The sequence below is a fragment of the Candidatus Andeanibacterium sp. genome (assembly GCF_057143545.1).
Genome location: NZ_DBNHSF010000114.1, coordinates 18,191 through 36,611 on the forward strand (window position 1 = coordinate 18,191; position 18,421 = coordinate 36,611).

Sequence of the window (18,421 nt, forward strand, 5' to 3'; positions counted from 1 at the left end):
CTTCGGGGGTGCCGGGAAGGGACAGTTTGTTGCATCATCTGGCGTTAAGCTCGATCGCGCGATAAAAGGCCCGCCGAAAGAAACAGGACAATCCGATGAAATTCGCACCTTTGCTTCGCTCCGCTGCCCTCGTCACGGCGATCGCGCTGCTCCCGGCGACCACCGCCGGCCTCGCCCAGGTCGAAGGTCGCGCAGCCCCCGAATTCGGCAAGCTGTTCGCGATCTACCAGCGGATCAAGGCGAGCTATGTCGAACCGGTCGACGACGAAGTCCTGATCAAGGGCGCGATCGACGGCATGCTCGGCGCGCTCGATCCGCATTCGGCCTATCTCGATGGCGAGGCCCTGCAGCGGATCAACACGATGATCGACGGTCGTTATGAAGGGCTCGGCATATCCGTCACCATGGATGAAGGCGCAGTAAAGGTCATTTCGCCAATGCGCGGCAGCCCGGCCGAGCAGGCGGGCGTCAAGGCCGGCGATTTCATCACCCATCTCGACGGCGAGCTGATCTACGGTCTCACGCTCGACGAAGCAGTGGCGCAAATGCGCGGTCCGGCGGGGACGGTACTCAACCTCTCGATTTTCCGCCCGGGTCGCAGTGAACCGCTCGACGTAGCGGTCAGGCGCGGGGTAATCACCCTCGAGCCGGTCACCCACGAGCTGCATGACGGCCGGATCGGGGTCATTTCGGTCAACGAGTTCTCGGCCAATGTCGGCCGCTATGTGGGCGATGCCATTGAGGAAATGACCGCGGAATCCGGCGGCAGGCTCAACGGGCTGGTGCTCGACCTGCGCCGCAATCCCGGCGGATCGCTCGACGAGGCGGTCGAATTGTCCGACCTTTTCCTCGACAAGGGCGCAATCGTCTCGCAGCGCGGCCGGATGCGCGCCGAAAACATCACTTTCGACGCCGAAACCGTAGTGCCGGGCGATATTGCCCGCGGCGTCCCGCTGATCGTGCTGATCGATGTCGGCTCGGCTTCGGCTTCGGAAATCGTGGCCGGCGCCCTGCAGGACCATCACCGCGCGCTGATCATGGGCGAGACCAGCTTCGGCAAGGGGAGCGTGCAGTCGGTAATGCCCCTGACGCGCGACAGCGCGCTCAAGCTCACCACCGCGCTCTATTACACGCCTTCGGGCCGCGCCGTTCAGGAAGGCGGGATCGAGCCGGATATCACGGTTCCCCAGCTGTCGGATCCCGACGCCGCCCGCCGGTCGCGGCTGGCAATCCGGGAATCGGACCTGCGCAGGCACCTGGTCAACGAGATCGATCTCGACGACAAGGAGCTCGAAAAGGACAAGCTCGCCGATCCGCGCTTCTCGGCCACGGCAGAGGAACTGGAGCAGCAGGGGATCGACGATTTCCAGCTCCATTATGCGCTCGAAACCCTGCGCCGGGGCAACGGCACCGCCCTTGCCCGTCGCCAATAGGGAGCAGGCGTGACCCGCGAGAGAGCGCTCGACCAGGCCCACGCCCTCGCCTTCCTGGTCCCGCTGGGCCTGCTGGGCGGGGCTTATGTGGCGCAATACCAATTCGACCTGCCGCCATGCGAGATGTGCTGGTGGCAGCGTTATCCGCATTTTGTCGCGCTCACACTAGCGCTTGTGGGCCTGGTCGTTCCGATCCGCAGGCCACTCGTCGCGCTCTCCGGGCTTGCCGTGCTTGTCTCGGGCGCGATCGGCGCGTTTCATGCCGGGGTCGAATATGGCTGGTGGGAAGGAATCACCACTTGTGCGGCGACCAACCTGGGAGGCGACGATCCGCTGGCCGCGATCATGGATGCGCCGATCATCCGCTGCGACGTCGCGCCATGGAGCCTGTTCGGCATATCGCTGGCGGGCTGGAATTTTCTCATTTCGACCGCTTCGGCCCTGGCCATCTTCGTGCTGGTGTCGAAGAAACGGGGTTCGTGATGGCGAGGATCGACACCGACCGGATGATCCGCGTCGACCAGGCCGGCGAATATGGCGCAACCCGGATCTATGCGGGGCAACTCGCGGTGATGGGCGATCGCGGCCCGAATTCAACGGAAATCAGGGCGATGGCGGCGCAGGAAAGCGACCATCTGGCGCGCTTCAACGCGATGATCGCCGAGCGCGGCGTACGGCCGACCGCCCTCCAGCCCATCTGGTCGGTCGCGGGTTTTGCGCTGGGCGCGGCAACCGCCCTGATCGGCCCGGAAGCGGCAATGGCCTGTACCGCTGCGGTCGAGGAAGAGATCGACCGCCACTATACGCGCCAGCTCGACCGGCTCGACACGACGGGGGAAGACCCCGAGCTCGCCCGGGTGATCGAGGAGTTCCGCGCAGACGAGCGCGAACATCGCGATGCGGCCCTCGCCGCCGGGGCGGAACGGGCGCCGGCCTATCCCTTGCTCTCTGGAGCTATCCGGCTGGGCTGCCGCCTGGCCATCCGGCTGTCGGAACGGGTCTGAGGCGCTTGCGGAATTGCTTCAGATCATGTTCAGCGCCAGAGAGGTCCTATAGGGATGTCGCCTGACCATTTGGGCACTTGGCCCGCCGGAGAGACTGAATGAACCTGCCCCGATCCCTTGGAATTGCGCTCGCGCCGCTCGCCGTGATGGCGGTCGCAACTTCCGCCTTGGCCCAGGATGAGAACGCCGACGCCAATTTCGACGATGTGAACATCGTGATCGTATATGGCGACGACGCCTGCCCGCAATCGGTCGGCGGCGAGATCGTGGTCTGTCCGCGGCTCGATGAAAGCGAGCGTTACCGCATTCCACCCAATTTGCGCGAAAGCTCCGACCCGGCCAACGAAGCCTGGACCGAACGGATCAAGAGCTTCGAGACGGTTGGCGATTTCGGCACCCTGTCCTGTTCTCCCACCGGCTATGGCGGCTGGACCGGCTGCACCCAGCAGCTGATCGACCAGGCCTATGAACAGCGGCGCGGGAGCCAGGCGGTGCGCGCCGCGCAACTGATCGAGGAAGCGCGGAGCGAACGGCTCTCGACCATCGACGCGGAGGCGGCAGCGGAGCAGGCGCGGGTCGAGGAGATCGAACGCGAATACGAGGCGCGCCTCGAAGCCGAACGCGATGCGCGCGTGCCGGGCGAAGCGACCGTGCTGCCGACCTTGCTCGAAGGGGGCGAAGGCAGCGACGAAAGCGGCGAGGGCTCCGGCGAGCAGTAGGATCCGTCAGGTCGATTTCCTGCTGCTGGAGCGGTATCGACCTTGATTGCATCAGAGCCGACGCTCCATGATCTTGTCTTGCCGCGATTTCCTGGTCGCCAGATGATTCCATCCGGTTCGAAATCGCTTTAGGGGGGCTGCTTGGGGGGCATTCGAAAGATACTGACAGTGCTCGGCACCCGCCCCGAGGCGATCAAGCTGTTCCCGCTCGTTCGCGCGCTGGAGCGGGATGGGCGGTTCGCTTCACAAGTCTGTGTCACCGGGCAGCACCGTGACATGCTCGATCAGGTTCTCAGGATTTCCGGGATTTCGCCCGACCACGACCTCGACCTGATGCAGCCCGGCCAGTCGCTTGACGCGCTGACCGCAAGGCTCCTGGAAGGCATCGGGCGCGTGCTTGACAGCGAAAAGCCGGACCGGGTGGTAGTGCAAGGAGATACCTCCACCGCGATGGCCGCCGCGCTGGCGGCCCATTACCGCAAGCTTCCGGTCGCCCATGTCGAAGCGGGGCTGCGCAGCGGCAATATCCATCACCCCTGGCCGGAGGAGGTCAACCGCAGGATCATTGCCACGATCGCCGACCTGCATTTCGCCCCGACCGAGCAAGCGGCGGCGGCGCTGCGTGCGGAGAATGTCGATCCCTCGACGATCCATGTCACTGGCAATACCGGGATCGACGCGCTGCAATGGATCCTTGGCAGGAGCGCATCCGAGCCGAAGCTCGTGGGCGAAATTTCCGGGCTCGAACTGCGCTTCGCGACCAGGAGGATCATTGGTGTGACCTGCCACCGGCGCGAGAAATTCGGCGCGGGGATGCAGGCGATCGCCGCCGCGATCCGTGAACTTGTCCGACGCGACGATGTCGCAGTGATCTACCCGCTCCACCCCAATCCCAATGTCCGCCAGGTGATGGAAGCCGAGCTCGCCGGGCTGGACCGCGTTGCCCTCACCGACCCGCTCGATTATCCCGAATTCGCGCGGCTGATGGCGATCTCGCATTTCATGCTGACCGATAGCGGCGGGGTCCAGGAAGAGGCACCGTCGCTCGGCAAGCCGGTGCTGGTAATGCGCGAGACGACCGAACGCCCCGAAGGGATCGAGGCTGGAACGGCGCGACTGGTCGGCACCGACACCGCCCGGATCGTCGCGGAAGCCACCCGGCTGCTCGACGATGATGCCGCCTATGCGGCGATGGCGCGGGCGCATAATCCCTATGGTGACGGGAACAGCGCCGGGCGGATCGTCGAATTGCTGGCTGCGGCCAGGTGAGCCTTCATCCAGGATGCCGGCATTACATGCCAGGGAAGCGTTCGAATTCCGGCAGGTCGGCAAGCCTTGCCATATAACCCAGCCGCTCGGCCGTCTGCACATGAGCGCCTGGCGAGTGATCGTTCGCATCGTCGAGCGTGGCCGACTGGATATCGACGATGCCGGGCAGGAACTGCTCGTTGAGGAAATAGAGGCCAGTCCCGCAATTGGCGCAGAAATGCCGGATCGACGCGCCGGAGCTGTTGTAAGCCTTCGCTACACCCTTCGTCAGTTTGAAGCCCGCGGCGGGAAACGCGATCCAGGCGACGGCCGGCGCACCCGCGGAGGCCCGGCAGTCCGCACAGTGGCAGAGGGCGTGATGCACGGCCTCCCCTTCGACTTCGTATCTCACCGCACCGCACTGGCATCCGCCGGTCAAACCCATTGCCGTTCTCCCTCGATTCGGGAAGAACATAGCACGAACATGGATTCGGTAAAAGCTTGCCTACACGGTCGAGATATCGGGCGCGTCGACCTGTTTCATGCCGACCGTATGATAGCCCGAATCGACATGGTGGACCTCGCCGGTAACGCCCGACGAAAGATCGGATAACAAATAGAGCCCGGCGCCGCCGACATCCTCGATCGTGACGTTGCGCCTGAGCGGCGAATTGAGCTCGTTCCATTTGAGGATGTAGCGGAAATCGCCGATCCCGCTTGCGGCGAGGGTCTTGATCGGCCCGGCGGAAATCGCGTTGACCCTGATATTGTCCGGCCCGAGGTCGTTGGCGAGGTATTTGACGCTGGTTTCGAGCGCGGCCTTGGCCACCCCCATGACATTGTAATGCGGGATTACCTTCTCCGCGCCGTAATAGGTAAGCGTCACCAGTGAGCCGCCATTGGGCATCATCTGCGCCGCGCGCCGGGCGACCGCGACGAAGGAATAGGCCGAGATGTTCATCGTCATCAGGAAATTGTCGAGGCTGGTATCGACGAACTTGCCCCGCAGTTCGTTCTTGTCGGAAAAGCCGATCGCATGGAGGACGAAATCGATCGTCGCCCAGCGCTCCTGCAATTTGGCGAATGCGCGGTCGAGCGCATCCATGTCCGACACGTCGCATTCGAACAGGAAATCGGAACCCAGGCTTGCCGCCAGCGGGCGCACGCGTTTCTCGAGCGCCTCGCCCTGGTAGGAAAAGGCCAGCTGCGCCCCTGCTTCCCCGAGCTTGCTGGCGATCCCCCAAGCGAGCGACTTGTCGTTCGCGAGGCCCATGATGAGACCGCGTTTCCCCTGCATCAGACCGCTCATCGAGCAGCTTCCTCCTCGTCCGTTGCGTCCACTTCGCGCGCCTCTTCCGGAGTCCGGGCCAGCGCGGCGTTGAGTTCAGCTCCCACGACGACTCCTAAGCCGATGAGGTAGAAAAAGAAAAGCGTGATCATGATCCCGGCAATGCTGCCATAGGTCATCGAATAGGCGAACATCGAGCGCAGGGCCGGCGGAAAGGCCAGTGTCACCAGCACCGACCACAAGGTAACCGTCAGTGCCCCGGGCCATTTGGGGTAGCGCCGGGAGCGGTACTTTACCGGCGTGAGCGCCTGGAACAGGGCATAGATCGCAAGGAATACCACCAGCGCCGGAAGGATCCGCGAATAGGCCAGGCTGTGCAGCACATATGCCAGCTGCGGCGCCCAGGCGTCCACCGCCTCCTCGACCGCGCCGATCATCACCTGGACCAGCAAGGCCAGGATCAGCACCACCATCGCGAACACCACCATCCCGGTCGACAGCAGCCGGTGCCACAGGAAGCTCATCGTATGCTGCGTGCCATAGGCGCGCCGCAGGATATCCCGGATCGTCTCGATCAGGCTGCTGACAGTCCACAGGGCAATCAGGCCGACCCACAGGAGCAAGCCGCCGCGCGCTTCGATTGCATCGCGCGCCGCACTGCCGATCACTCCGCCGACGCTCGGCGGCAAGGTCCGCTCGACCGCGATCACGGCCGCCAGCCTGTCGGCCTCGTCGCCGAAGGCCGTGACGGTCAGCGCACCGAGGATCAGGAAGGGGAAGATCGCGAGCAGCGACATATAGGCCAGGTTGCCGGCATGGATGAAGCCGTCATTCCATGTGCCCACCGCCACCCGGCGGACGATCTCGATAACCCGCCAGTGCCTTCGTGCCAGTCGGGCGGAGCGGCCGGCCTCGTTATCGAGATGGCTCTCGGCTGCGCGCCGGCGCGCCTCGGGCGAAAGGTCGGCAACCGGCTTTCCGTACGAAAAGCCCCGGGAAGAATTGCCGGATCGGTCCATCAAAGACCGAACTTAGCGCGCAAATCGCGCGTGTCACGCCACCCTTCGAGGCGCCTTGCCAGATCCTCGTCCTTCTCCGGAATCTCGATCTCCAATGTCACCAGCTGGTCGCCGCGCCCGCCGCCTTTCGTCTGGAAGCCCTTGCCCTTCAGCCTCAGCACTTTGCCCGTGCTGCTGCCCGGCGCGACATTGAGCATGACCGGGCCATCGACCGTCGGGACCTTGATCTTGGCGCCATTGACCGCCTCGTCGAGCGAGACCGGCAGGTCGAGCCTGACATCCTGGCCGTCGCGCCGGAACCAGGGATGCGAATCGATCGAAATCGTGACCAGACCGTCGCCCTGGCCACCGGGGCCCTGCTCGCCCTTGCCCTTGAGGCGCATCTGAGTGCCGTCTTCGACCCCGGCCGGGAGCTTGAGGTCGATGGTCTTGCCGTCGGCAAGCGTGATGCGCTGGTCCTTGCCGGTCGCGGCATCGATGAACGGGACCCTGAGCCGGTACTGGACATTGGCCCCGCGGCGGGGCGGCGGGCGGCTTTGCCCGGCTCGCGCTCCGGCTCCGCCGAAGCTCGACGACCCTGCCCTGCCGCCGCCGAACAGCCCGTCGAAGATATCGCCCAGGTCGATTCCGTCGGCTCCGAAACCTTCAAAGTCTTCGGGCGAATATTGCCTGCCGCCCGCTCCAGCGCCCGAACTGCGGAAGCCGCCGCTGCGAAAACCTCCTCCGCCGAATCCGCCGCCAAAAGGATGGGCCGGATTGCCATCGGCATCGATCTCGCCGCGGTCGAACTTCGCACGCTTGTCCTTGTCGGACAGCAGGTCATAGGCCTTGGTGACGTCGGAGAACCGCTCCGCCGCCTTGGGATTGTCCTTGTTGCGGTCCGGATGCAGCTCCTTGGCCAGCTTGCGATATGCGGACTTGATGTCCTTCTCGCTTGCGCCGCGCGCTACACCCAATGTCGAATAGGGATCGGCCATGGTGTGTTAGCTAGGTAATGCATTGAGCCAATGCAACGAAATGCGTCATGTCCTTTCCTACACGGACGCGACGCATTAGGGCGGTTGGTCGGAAACCGGGTATTTCGCTCTCCGCACGGGGCGGAGATAGAGCCCAAGGATGTGTGACTGTGTCAACTTCGCAGGAACAGGACATGCAAGCCGCGCAGAACGCAATTCCCGACACGGATCCGTTCGCCCTGTTCGATGAATGGTTTGCCGAAGCGCTTGCGAGCGAGCCCAACGATCCCAACGCCATGGCGTTGGCAACCGCAACACCCGAAGGCGCGCCGTCGGTGCGGATGGTGCTGCTCAAGGGGCACGGACCCGACGGGTTTGTCTTCTACACCAATGCCGAGAGCCGCAAGGGCGAGGAAATTCGCGCCAATCCCAGGGCCGCGTTGCTGTTCCACTGGAAAAGCCTGCGCCGCCAGGTCCGGATCGAAGGGCCGCTCAAAGAAGTCTCCGCCGAAATGGCGGACAATTACTTCCACAGCCGTCCGCGTATATCCCAGGTCGGATCGGCGGCATCGGACCAGTCGCGCCCGCTCGATGCGCGCTCGACCTATCTCGCACGGGTCGCTGCGCTGGAGGAACGATATCCGCAAGGCGACATTCCCCGGCCGCCGCACTGGACGGGCTTCCGGCTTTCCCCGCTGGCGATCGAATTTTGGATCAGTCGCGATTTCCGGTTGCACGAGCGCCGCCGTTTCACCCGCGAGGGCGATGACTGGGCGAGCACATTGCTATACCCGTGAGCGATCCGGCAATCGAACGGGCGCGGTTGACCCACAGCGCCGCCTTCGCCTCGATCAGCGTGGCGTTGCTGCTCGTAGGGCTCAAATTATGGGCAACATGGCAGACCGGCTCTACCGCCATGCTCGGCAGCCTCGCCGATACGGCGCTCGACCTGGTCGCCAGCCTGGCGACGCTGCTTGGTGTGTGGATCGCCGCGATGCCGGCGGACGAAGACCACCGCTTCGGCCATGGCAAGGCGGAGGCGCTGGCGGCGATGTTCCAGATCGTGCTGATCGCCGTCTCCGCAATCGGCCTTGCCTTTCGTTCGGTGCAGCAATTGCTGGCCGGCACCCGGACCGAAGCCGCCGGACAGGGGATCGCCGTTTCGCTTATCGCGATCGTCGCGACGCTCGCATTGTTGGCGTGGCAAAGGCGCGTGATCCGGCTGACGGGTTCGGTGGCGATCCAGACCGATCACCTCCACTACAAGTCGGATCTGTATCTCAATTCGGGAGTGATCGCGGCCCTGGTGCTCGACCAGTATCTCGGCTTTGGGATGGCCGATCCGCTGTTCGGGCTGGCGATTGCCGCGTGGCTGGCGATCGGTGCCTGGCGGGCATCTTCGGACGCGATCGATCATCTGATGGACCGCGAATGGCCGGACGAAAGGCGCGAGGCATTCCTGGCGGTGCTGGCGCAGCATCCAGATTTGCGCGGGGTTCACGATTTGCGTACCCGCACCAGCGGAGCGCACGATTTCGTGCAGTTTCATGCCTCGGTCGATCCGTCGATGACCGTGGCCGAGGCGCACCGGGTGATGGATGAAATAGAGGAGCGGATCGAACGGGAGTTCCCCGGGGTCGAAGTGTTGATCCATCCGGATCCCGTGGGCCTGGTCGACGAACATGGGCGAGCGGCCGAGGAATTGTTGCCCGATTCGCCGGACGCGGCAGGCGGCGATCAGGGCCGGGGATAAAGCTCGACGACATCCGCCAGGGCGTCGAGCACGGCGGGCCTGATCGCGTCATCGGTCTTGCCAAGCCTGACGATGGTCAGCCGCTGTTCGGGAGAAACGAGGACATATTGCCCGAGATGCCCGACTGCCCCGAACAGGCTCGCTGGCCCGCGCCGTGCGAACAGCGCGTCGCGATCCGCACCCGATGGCCGGTTGAGCCAGGTCTGCCCGCCATAATCGGGCGCGCGCGGGCTTGGGGTGGTCATGAAGTCGATCCAGCCCGTCGGGACCAGCTGCACGCCATCGACGGCGCCGCGCCGGCGCAGGAATTCGCCGAAGCGCGCCCAATCGCGGGCGGTGCCGTGGATCAGGCTCCCGCCGATCAGGGTTCCTGCGGCGTCATATTCGGGGACCATCGAATGCATCCCCAGCGGTGCGAACAGCCTGGTCTCGAGGAAGCTGGCGACGGCTTCGCGTCGCGCGTCGGGGTCGCGACTGTCGGTCAGCGCGCGCGCGGCGATATCGGCCAGGATTACCGTGGTCGCGGTCGAATATTCGAATTTGCGGCCCGGCTCGGCTTCGAGCGGCTGGGCTTCGGCCCACGCCGCCATATCGTCGCGACCTTCGAGGAACAGCATCTTCACCGTGTCGGCCGCGTAGGCCGGATCGCTGGTCTCGGTATGCCGCAATCCCGATCGCATCTGCAGCAGCTGGCGCAGGGTTATTTCGCCGCGCGGGTCTCCGGCGCGGTGCCAGTTGGGTATCGGCGGCGTCTCGTCGAGCTCGAGCTTGCCGTCGGCGACCAGGATGCCGATCATGACCGCGGTGACGGTCTTGGCCATCGACCAGCTGACGAAGCGGGTTCCCTCGTCATAGCCTGCGCCATAACGTTCCGCGGCGATCTGGCCGTCATGCATCACGATCACCGCCCGGGTCTCGCCAAGGTCGGTCCTGGTGAAGTGCGCGTCGACCCGCCGGGCAAGCTCTTCGCGGTCAACTCCGGGCGCCGCTGCGATCGCATCCATCGCCGCGACCGAAAGGGGCGCGGGACTGTCGGGGCTCAGGTTCGGAGCCTGCTCCGCCCCGCACGCCGTCATTGCCAACAAGGCTGGCAACATGGCACATGAAACGATCGGAAGGCCGCGGCGCATGGGGCGCCTCAATCGGCCAAGCGGGGCGGGATGGCAACAGCCAAGACAGGACGGCGAATCACGCGCCGAGTAAAGTGGTTCAGGCCCTTGCTCGCGCTTGTCGTAGCGTTGGTCGCAGCGGGATGGTTCTTCGGGGGCGCGCTGGTGGACCAGGCGGTCGCGGGCACCTCCTATGGCGCGCGGGTAGCCTGCTCGTGCCGCTATGTCGGCGGGCGCGATCTTGAAGATTGCAGGAAAGACTTCGAACCCGGGATGGAACTGGTCTCGCTCTCCGAAGATGAAGGGGACAAGAGCGTCACCGCCAGCGTGCTTTATCTCGTCAGTCAGACGGCAACCTATCGTGAAGGCCCCGGCTGTGTGCTCGAACCGTGGGGCGAGTGAGGTTCAGGCCGCGCTCGCCGTAGCAGCTATCCATCCCCCGCCGACGACCCGGTCGCCGGCATAGATCACCGCTGCCTGACCCGGGGCGACGCCGAATTCGGGCTCGGCAAAGCGCAATGTCACTTCGGCCCCAGTGCCGGGCGAGCCATCGAGCGTGACCGGGACCGGCCGAGCGAGCGGACCTTGGCGCTTAGCGGGGAATCGGGCAGCGGCCCGATCCGGTTGGTCCCGACGATTCGCGCTGCAGACGTCGCCAGCATGTGCTTGGGGCCGACCCGGACCTCCGCCCGTTCGGCATCGAGCGCGATAACGTAGAGCGGTTCGGGCTGTCCGCCGATCTCGAGCCCGCGCCGCTGGCCGACGGTGAAATGGATCACGCCCTCGTGGCGGCCAAGCTCCTCGCCGGTTGCGGCATGGACGATAGCGCCGGGCCGGATGCCTTCGGGCCGCAGCTGCTTGACGATCCTGGCATAGTCGCCATCGGGGACGAAGCAGATGTCCTGGCTGTCAGGCTTGGCTGCCACCGACAATCCCGCCCGGGCGGCAAGATCGCGCACCTGGTCCTTGGGCAATCCGCCCAGTGGAAAGCGCAGGAAGTCGAGTTGCTGCTCGGTCGTCCCGAACAGGAAATAGGACTGGTCGCGCGCCGGATCGAGCGCGCGGTGCAATTCCGGCCCCGCCGGTCCGGGGATCCGCCGCACGTAATGGCCGGTTGCCAGGCAATCCGCCCCCAGCTCCTTCGCCATGCGCAGGAGGTCGGTGAATTTGGGTCCCATGTTGCAGCGGATGCAGGGGACGGGTGTCCGCCCGGCGAGGTACTCGAAGGCAAACTGTTCGACGACTTCCTCGCGGAAGCTGCTCTCGTGATCGAACACGTAATGCGCAATGCCGAGCCGGTCGGCGACCTGCCGCGCATCGCGGATATCGTCGCCCGCGCAGCAGGCGCCCTTGCGCCCGGTGGCCGCTCCGTAATCGTAGAGCTGGAGGGTGATCCCGATCACCTCCGCCCCGCTTGCCGCCGCGAGTGCAGCGACGACCGAGGAATCGACTCCCCCCGACATCGCCACCACAATCCGGCATTCGCGCGCCGGGCGGGGCAGGTCGAACAGGGCCGCAGGGTCGAGCCCCGGCTGGATTTCGGAAAGAACAGGCATGGCGCGGCCCATACACGGGAGCGCGAAAGACCGCAAAAACAATGCGGCTCAACCCTAACACTCCGTAAACCACGGCTTTACAGGTTTTTGACCAAGTAGGGTCTATGAGCGTCGTCATGTTCGAAGGGAAAATCCTCCAGCCCGGCCCACGGCCGGTCCACGCCGGGAGCGAATTCGGCGTCGACGGCCTGCGTCAGCTCGGCTGGAGCGAGCTCGTCGCCCGCTTTGGGGCGACCCGTGAATTTCGCAAGCTCATGCGGGAACATTCGGCTGGCGGGAAAGGGAGTTTCGATCAGTCCTCGGCGGCCCACCTGGCCGGTCTTGGACATGGACAACGAGGAATTAACTCCTTTGCTTTAAGCGAAAGCAAAGCGGGCCAAGTCAATGAGAGCGGCGGCGACAGCGTTTCGGCGACCGGCGATCGGGGAAGGTAATGATCGAGAACCAGAAAATCCGTCCTGCGAAGGTGATCGGCCCGCTTGGCGAGCCCTTGACGGTTGACGACTTGCCGCCGCCGGACACCAAGCGCTGGGTCGTGCGCCGCAAGGCCGAAGTGGTCGCCGCCGTGAACGGCGGGCTGCTCACCATCGACGACGTACTCGATCGATACGGGCTGACGCTGGAGGAATTCGCTTCCTGGCAGCGTGCGGTCGATCGCTCGGGCATGCAGGGCCTGCGAGTGACTCGGATCCAGCATTATCGCGACCTCTACGAGCGCCAGCTCAAATACTGACCTTGTGACCGCGTAACGGACTGAGGGCCGGGATTCCGGCCCTCTTCTGCATTTTGAACCCTGGTTTCGCCCAGCCCTTCGTCGGAACGCGTCGGACGCCCGCAGAGCTTGTCATTGTCTTGCCTCCGGGGCGGGTCTAAGGACGGGCCGGTGCCATATCCTTGTGCTTGGTGCTTTATTACTATAATACACCCCTCCAGACCTCGGGATTTCGGGGAATCTTGCCGATATGAATTACGAGACGACTGTGGATTCCAGCAACAGACCCGCCTTCGTTAACGGTGTCCGGCTTGACGGTGTCGCCCCGGACGGGCGTAGGCGCCGCCTGCTGATGCTCGGCCTTGCGATCATTGTGGTGGTCGTCGCGCTGTTGATCGCGATGCAGTTCATGACCTCGGGCGCGGGCGAGGCCGCCGGGGAAAGCGATGTCGAACAGGCCCCGACCGTGACTGTTTCGGTTCCGGGGAATGCGACGATCGAAGGAACCATTACCGCTACCGGTTCGCTCGCGGCCCGCCGGGAAATGCCGGTCGGCGTGGTCGGCGAAGGCGGCCGGGTACTCTCGGTCCCGGTCGAGGCTGGCCAATGGGTCCGCGCCGGACAGATCCTTGCGGTGATCGACCGTTCGGTCCAGACGCAGCAGCAGGCGAGTTCCGCAGCCAATATCGAAGTGGCCAAGGCAGATGCGGAACTGGCCCAGGCGAATCTCGATCGCGCGATGCAGTTGATCGATCGCGGGTTCATCTCTCAGGCGGATGTCGACCGGCTGACCGCCAACCGCGACGCCGCGGTCGCGCGGGTAAGGGTCGCCGAGGCGCAATATGCCGAGCGGACCGCCCGCAACGCCCAGCTCAATATCGTCGCGCCCGCCGCAGGCCTGGTGCTCGAGCGCAATGTCGAGCCCGGTCAGGTAGTCAGCCCCGGTTCCGGGGCATTGTTCAGCATCGCCAAGGACGGCCAGATGGAACTGCTTGCCGAAGTCGGCGAGGTCGAACTCGCTTCGCTGACCGTCGGCTCGCGCGCCGAAGTGGCCATAGTCGGTTCGAACAAGTCGTTTGTCGGGCAAGTCTGGCAGATCTCGCCGACAATCAATTTGCAAGATCGCCAGGGCATCGCGCGAATAGCGCTCGACTATGCGCCCGAACTGCGGCCCGGCGGGTTCGCGACCGCGACGATCAACAGCGGCACGATCAGCGCGCCGATGCTGCCCGAATCGGCCATCCTGTCGGATGACGAGGGCAGCTATGTCTACATCGTCGGGCCCGACAAGCGGGTCGCACGGCGCAGCGTCGAAACCGGGGCCGTCACTACCGAAGGGATCGCGGTTGTTTCGGGCCTCGACGGCTCCGAGCAAGTGGTGATGCGCGCCGGCGGGTTCCTCGAGCCGGGCGATTTGATCCGGCCGCAGATGGAAGCCCGGGCCGAATAGGTAGCGACGTAATGAACCTGCGCAATCTTTCCGCCTGGTCGATCCGCAATCCGATCGTTCCGATCGTGATGTTTATCGGCCTGACGCTGGCCGGCGTGGTCGCGTTCATCCAGATGGACGTCAACAGCAGCCCGGACATCGATTTCCCGGGCGTCAATGTGTTCATCAGCCAGCCGGGCGCCGCGCCGACCGAGATCGAGACCCAGATCACCCAGAAGGTCGAAGCGGCGGTGCGCTCGATCAACGGGGTCGACGAAATCCAGTCGTCAGCCCGCGAGGGCGGCAGCCAGACCTTCGTCCAGTTCGCGATCGGCACCGACGCCAACGACGCGGTGAACGAGGTCAAGAACGCGGTCGACCAGATCCGCGGCGACCTGCCCGACGGGATCCTCGAGCCGCGCGTTTCAAAGGAAGAAATCGGCGGCAACGGCCCGATCGGCTATTTTGCCGTGCGCGCCGACGACATGACGATGGAGCAGCTCAGCTGGTTCGTCGACGACACGGTCTCGCGCCGGTTGCTGGCGATCGAGGGCATGGCTTCGGTCGGCCGCGCCGGCGGGGTCGATCGCGAAATCCGGGTGGTGCTCGATCCGGCGCGGATGCAATCGCTCGGCGTCACCGCCAGCCAGATCAACCAGACCCTGCGGCAGGTCAACACCGATGCGGCGGGCGGGCAGGCCGAGATTGCCGGATCGCGGCAATCGGTGCGCGTGCTCGGCAATGCGCAGGATGCCTATGCGCTGGGCCAGACCAATATCAACCTGTCGGGCGGGCGTTCGGTCAAGCTGGCCGATGTCGCCGAGGTCTATGACGGCTTCTCCGAACAGAGCTCGATCGCCAAGATCCGGGGGCAACAGGTCGTTACCTTCAGCCTCGAGCGCGCCAAGGGCTATTCGGACGTCACCGTATACGACCAGGCGCTGGCGGCGATCGACGAGCTTCAGGAACAGAACCCGAGCGTCCATTTCACCCAGATCTACACCTCGGTCGAATACACCAAGGACCAGTACGAAACCTCGATGGAGGCAATGATCGAAGGCGCCGTGCTGGCGATCGTGGTGGTGTTCCTGTTCCTGCGCGACTGGCGGGCGACGATCATCAGCGCGATCGCGATCCCGCTCTCGGCGATCCCGTCCTTCTGGTTCATGGATCTCATGGGGTTCACGCTCAACGAATTGTCGTTGCTCGCGCTGAGCCTCGTCGCCGGCGTGCTGGTCGACGATGCGATCGTCGAGATCGAGAATATCGTCAGACATATGCGAATGGGCAAGACCGCCTACCAGGCGTCGATCGACGCGGCCGACGAAATCGGCCTGCCAGTGGTGGCGACGACCTTCTCGATCGTGGCGGTGTTCCTGCCGGTCGGCCTGATGCCGGGCATTTCCGGGCAGTTCTTCAAGAATTTTGGCCTAACCGTCGTGGTGGCGGTGCTGATGAGCCTGCTTGTCGCGCGCATGATCACGCCGATGATCGCGGCCTATTTCCTCCATGCCAAGGGCCACGCCCCGCACGGCGAGGGCTGGTTGATGGACCGGTATCTGAAGATCCTCAACTGGTCGCTCGATACCAGCGACGCGGAACATTATCGCGACCAGCGGCGCGGGATGGATGGCCGGGTCAGCCTCGGTGCGCGCTTCTTTTCGTCATTCCTCGATCACCGCATGTGGTGCTTCGGGATCGGCGTGTTCTCGCTCCTGATTACCGTCGGCTTGCTCTACTTCCTGCCCCAGCAATTCCAGCCGCTGACCGATTCGGATTCGAGCCGGGTCAATATCGAAATGGTCCCCGGGACGACGATCGAACAGTCCGAAGCCGTCTCCGACAAGGTCGCGGCATTGCTCAACGAACAGCCCGAAGTCAGGCTGGTGATGGAACGCGTCCGCGAAGGCGGGGCGACGCTGTTCGTGATGCTTAAGGACGAGCGCGATGCGACCAGCATCGAATTCGAACGGCGCCTCGCCCAGGAATTCCAGAATGTCGCCGATGCGCGGGTGACCTTCGCCTCGCAATCGGGCGGCGGCGGGACCGGGCGGGACATTTCCGTGATGTTGACCGGGTCCGATCCCGAATTGCTCAAATCGACGGCCCAGACCCTGGTCGAGCAGATGTCCGGAGTCGACGGGGTGGTTGCCCCGCGCATTGCGGCCGACATCCAGCGGCCCGAGCTCCTGATCGTCCCGCGGCTCGATCTGGCCGCCCAGCTCGGCGTCACGACCGCGGCATTGAGCCAGACGATCCGCATCGCGACGATCGGCGAGATCGACCAGAGCGCGGCGAAATTCTCGCTCTCGGATCGCCAGATCCCGATCCGCGTGATGCTGCCCAAGACCTCGCGCCAGGACATCTCGACGATCGAGAACCTGCCGGTGCCGACCTCCAGTGGCGGGTCGGTGCCGCTGAAGCGGGTTGCGGAAATCAAGTTCGGCGCCGGCCCGACCCAGATCCAGCGCTACAACCAGTCGCGCCGGATCTTCGTCGGGGCCGATCTCGGCGAAGGCGCGCTCAAGGGGCCGGTCACCGATGCGATCAACAAGCTTCCGATCATGCAGAACCTTCCCGCGGGCGTTTCCAATGCGCCAGTGGGCGACGACAAATGGCAGCAGGAACTCATCACGAATTTCATCATCGCCGTGATCAGCGGCATCCTCTTGGTGTTCGGCGTGCTGGTGCTGCTTTACCGGCGCTTCGTCTCGCCGCTGGTCAACATGACCTCGCTGCTGCTGGCCCCGCTCGGCGGGTTGATCGCGCTCGCCCTGATCGGCCAGCCGATCTCGATCGCGGTCTATATCGGGTTGTTGATGCTGCTCGGGATCGTCGCCAAGAATTCGATCCTGCTGATCGACTTCGCGCTGGACGAGATGGACAAGGGCAAGGACAAGCTCGAGGCAATCGTCGAGGCCGGGCACAAGCGCGCCCAGCCGATCGTCATGACCACGATGGCAATGTCGGCCGGCATGGTGCCGACGGCGTTGTCGGTCTCGGGCGATGCTGCCTGGCGCTCACCGATGGGAACTACCGTGATCGGCGGGCTGATTCTCTCGACATTCCTGACCCTGCTGATCGTCCCGGCGGGGTTCAGCCTGGCAGACGGGTTCGAGAAACGGCTGGGTCCGTGGCTGCGCAAGCTCATCCTGACCTACGAACCCGGCGACGAACATGGCGGCCGCCATCGCGCGCGGCCGGAGGCCCATCCCGCGGAATAGGAACAGGCTCGCCGTGACGGTGGAGCAAGTCACGGCGCCTCCGGTGGTCGCGCCCCCGGTAGATCGTGCGCGCACCATGCGCCTGTTCGCGACCGGCCTGCTCGTGTTCATGGCGGCGTTCTATTTCCTTGTCCGGCAATATGGCGGGAGCGGGACGGCGACTGGCTATGTGCTCGCCTTTACCGAGGCGGCGATGGTCGGCGGACTGGCGGACTGGTTCGCGGTCACCGCGCTGTTCCGCAGACCGCTCGGCCTGCCGATACCGCACACCGCGATCATCCCCGAGAACAAGGACCGGATCGCCGACACGATGGCGCAGTTCCTGCGCGCGAATTTCCTCACTCCGGCGGTTGTCGCGCGGCGCATGCGCAACATGAACGTGGCTTTGGCTGCGGGGAACTTCCTCGCCAGCGCGGGCATGGAGAAGGAGTCGCGGCTCAAGGCCGGGGCGGCCGAGCTGCTCGCCGAACTGCTCGAATCGCTCGATCCCGAGCGGCTCGGCGGGCAGGTGAAAGCCGGCCTTGCCGGGCAGCTCGGCAAACTAGAAATCTCGCCTCTCCTGGGCCGGATGCTCGAAGCGGCGATCGCCGACAAGCGGCACCTGCCGCTGCTCGATGCGATTCTGCGCTGGACGGGAATCACGCTCGAAGCCAACGAGGAACTCGTCCGACAAATGATCGCCAAGCGCGCCAATGCCCTGCTGCGGCTGACCGGGCTAGACGAGCGCCTTGCCAATTCCGTACTCGACGGGCTCTACAAGCTGATCGCCGAATGTATCGTCGATCCCCAGCATCCGCTGCGCCTGAAGGTCGAGGAAGGCCTCGAGCAGCTGGCCCGCGACCTCCAGCACGATCCCGAAATGCGGGCCAAGGTCGAGCGCATCAAGAACGAGCTGATCGACAATCCCGCGCTGGGCGAATGGTGGCTCGGCGTGTGGGAACGGCTGCGCCTGTCGCTGATCGAATCCGCCC

18 protein-coding genes and 1 pseudogene are annotated in these 18,421 nt (G+C 64.7%); 13 read left to right on the plus strand and 6 right to left on the minus strand.

Features of this window, described 5'->3' with window-relative positions:
- The first annotated feature begins 95 nt into the window (after positions 1–95).
- From AC16XC_RS07265 to wecB, 5 genes are all read left to right on the plus strand, one after another.
- Positions 96–1,433: a S41 family peptidase gene (locus tag AC16XC_RS07265; protein ID WP_484033983.1), complete on the plus strand. Its 1,338-nt coding sequence runs from the start codon at positions 96–98 to the stop codon at positions 1,431–1,433.
- Between the two features lie 9 nt (positions 1,434–1,442).
- Positions 1,443–1,916 (plus strand): disulfide bond formation protein B, encoded by a 474-nt coding sequence (locus AC16XC_RS07270; RefSeq protein WP_484033984.1) that lies wholly within the window; start codon positions 1,443–1,445, stop codon positions 1,914–1,916.
- Positions 1,916–2,437, plus strand: a complete 522-nt coding sequence (locus AC16XC_RS07275; protein ID WP_484033985.1) for a demethoxyubiquinone hydroxylase family protein — start codon at positions 1,916–1,918, stop codon at positions 2,435–2,437. The genes AC16XC_RS07270 and AC16XC_RS07275 overlap by 1 nt, the downstream gene beginning before the upstream one ends.
- Before the next feature lie 98 nt (positions 2,438–2,535).
- Entirely contained in the window at positions 2,536–3,156 is a 621-nt protein-coding gene (locus AC16XC_RS07280) for a hypothetical protein (RefSeq protein WP_484033986.1), read from the plus strand.
- 168 nt (positions 3,157–3,324) lie between these two features.
- Positions 3,325–4,425, plus strand: a complete 1,101-nt coding sequence (gene wecB / locus AC16XC_RS07285) for a non-hydrolyzing UDP-N-acetylglucosamine 2-epimerase (RefSeq protein ID WP_484033987.1) — start codon at positions 3,325–3,327, stop codon at positions 4,423–4,425.
- 22 nt (positions 4,426–4,447) lie between these two features.
- Here wecB and AC16XC_RS07290 read toward each other — a convergent pair whose 3' ends face one another.
- Genes AC16XC_RS07290 through AC16XC_RS07305 form a run of 4 tightly spaced genes read right to left on the minus strand, consistent with a single transcriptional unit; the run spans position 4,448 to position 7,688 of the window.
- Positions 4,448–4,849: a GFA family protein gene (locus AC16XC_RS07290; RefSeq protein ID WP_484033988.1), complete on the minus strand. Its 402-nt coding sequence runs from the start codon at positions 4,847–4,849 to the stop codon at positions 4,448–4,450.
- 60 nt (positions 4,850–4,909) lie between these two features.
- Positions 4,910–5,713, minus strand: coding sequence for an enoyl-ACP reductase FabI (gene fabI, locus AC16XC_RS07295; protein WP_484033989.1), 804 nt, complete (start codon positions 5,711–5,713; stop codon positions 4,910–4,912).
- Positions 5,710–6,711, minus strand: a complete 1,002-nt coding sequence (locus tag AC16XC_RS07300; protein ID WP_484033990.1) for a YihY/virulence factor BrkB family protein — start codon at positions 6,709–6,711, stop codon at positions 5,710–5,712. Before AC16XC_RS07300 ends, fabI begins: the two co-directional genes overlap by 4 nt.
- Complete coding sequence (locus AC16XC_RS07305; RefSeq protein WP_484033991.1) at positions 6,711–7,688, minus strand: DnaJ C-terminal domain-containing protein; 978 nt, start codon at positions 7,686–7,688, stop codon at positions 6,711–6,713. The genes AC16XC_RS07300 and AC16XC_RS07305 overlap by 1 nt, the downstream gene beginning before the upstream one ends.
- A gap of 173 nt (positions 7,689–7,861) precedes the next feature.
- On the opposite strand from AC16XC_RS07305, the gene pdxH reads away from it, so the two are divergent.
- Together pdxH and AC16XC_RS07315 are read left to right on the plus strand one after the other, a co-directional pair.
- Complete coding sequence (gene pdxH / locus AC16XC_RS07310; protein ID WP_484033999.1) at positions 7,862–8,464, plus strand: pyridoxamine 5'-phosphate oxidase; 603 nt, start codon at positions 7,862–7,864, stop codon at positions 8,462–8,464.
- Positions 8,461–9,420, plus strand: a complete 960-nt coding sequence (locus tag AC16XC_RS07315) for a cation diffusion facilitator family transporter (protein ID WP_484033992.1) — start codon at positions 8,461–8,463, stop codon at positions 9,418–9,420. The genes pdxH and AC16XC_RS07315 overlap by 4 nt, the downstream gene beginning before the upstream one ends.
- Here the strand turns inward: AC16XC_RS07315 and AC16XC_RS07320 are convergent.
- Positions 9,405–10,496 (minus strand): serine hydrolase domain-containing protein, encoded by a 1,092-nt coding sequence (locus AC16XC_RS07320; protein WP_484034000.1) that lies wholly within the window; start codon positions 10,494–10,496, stop codon positions 9,405–9,407. The two genes, AC16XC_RS07315 and AC16XC_RS07320, sit on opposite strands and share 16 nt — an antisense overlap.
- Before the next feature lie 162 nt (positions 10,497–10,658).
- Between AC16XC_RS07320 and AC16XC_RS07325 the strand changes: the two genes are divergently transcribed.
- On the plus strand, positions 10,659–10,931 hold the full coding sequence (locus AC16XC_RS07325; protein ID WP_484033993.1) for a hypothetical protein: 273 nt from the start codon (positions 10,659–10,661) through the stop codon (positions 10,929–10,931).
- Positions 10,932–10,934: 3 nt separating this feature from the next.
- Here the strand turns inward: AC16XC_RS07325 and mnmA are convergent.
- Positions 10,935–12,085 (minus strand): annotated as a pseudogene (gene mnmA, locus AC16XC_RS07330) (tRNA 2-thiouridine(34) synthase MnmA).
- 104 nt (positions 12,086–12,189) lie between these two features.
- Between mnmA and AC16XC_RS07335 the strand changes: the two are divergent.
- The 5 genes from AC16XC_RS07335 to AC16XC_RS07355 all read left to right on the plus strand — a co-directional run.
- A complete protein-coding gene (locus tag AC16XC_RS07335; RefSeq protein ID WP_484033994.1) occupies positions 12,190–12,519 on the plus strand; it encodes a hypothetical protein in 330 nt (109 codons plus the stop codon).
- A complete protein-coding gene (gene sciP, locus AC16XC_RS07340) occupies positions 12,519–12,818 on the plus strand; it encodes a CtrA inhibitor SciP (RefSeq protein WP_484033995.1) in 300 nt (99 codons plus the stop codon). The genes AC16XC_RS07335 and sciP overlap by 1 nt, the downstream gene beginning before the upstream one ends.
- A gap of 229 nt (positions 12,819–13,047) precedes the next feature.
- A complete protein-coding gene (locus tag AC16XC_RS07345; protein ID WP_484033996.1) occupies positions 13,048–14,247 on the plus strand; it encodes an efflux RND transporter periplasmic adaptor subunit in 1,200 nt (399 codons plus the stop codon).
- An 11-nt stretch (positions 14,248–14,258) separates the two neighbouring features.
- Positions 14,259–17,450, plus strand: coding sequence for an efflux RND transporter permease subunit (locus tag AC16XC_RS07350; protein WP_484033997.1), 3,192 nt, complete (start codon positions 14,259–14,261; stop codon positions 17,448–17,450).
- A 76-nt stretch (positions 17,451–17,526) separates the two neighbouring features.
- On the plus strand, positions 17,527–18,421 hold an 895-nt coding region (locus AC16XC_RS07355), incomplete at its 3' end, for a DUF445 domain-containing protein (RefSeq protein WP_484034001.1).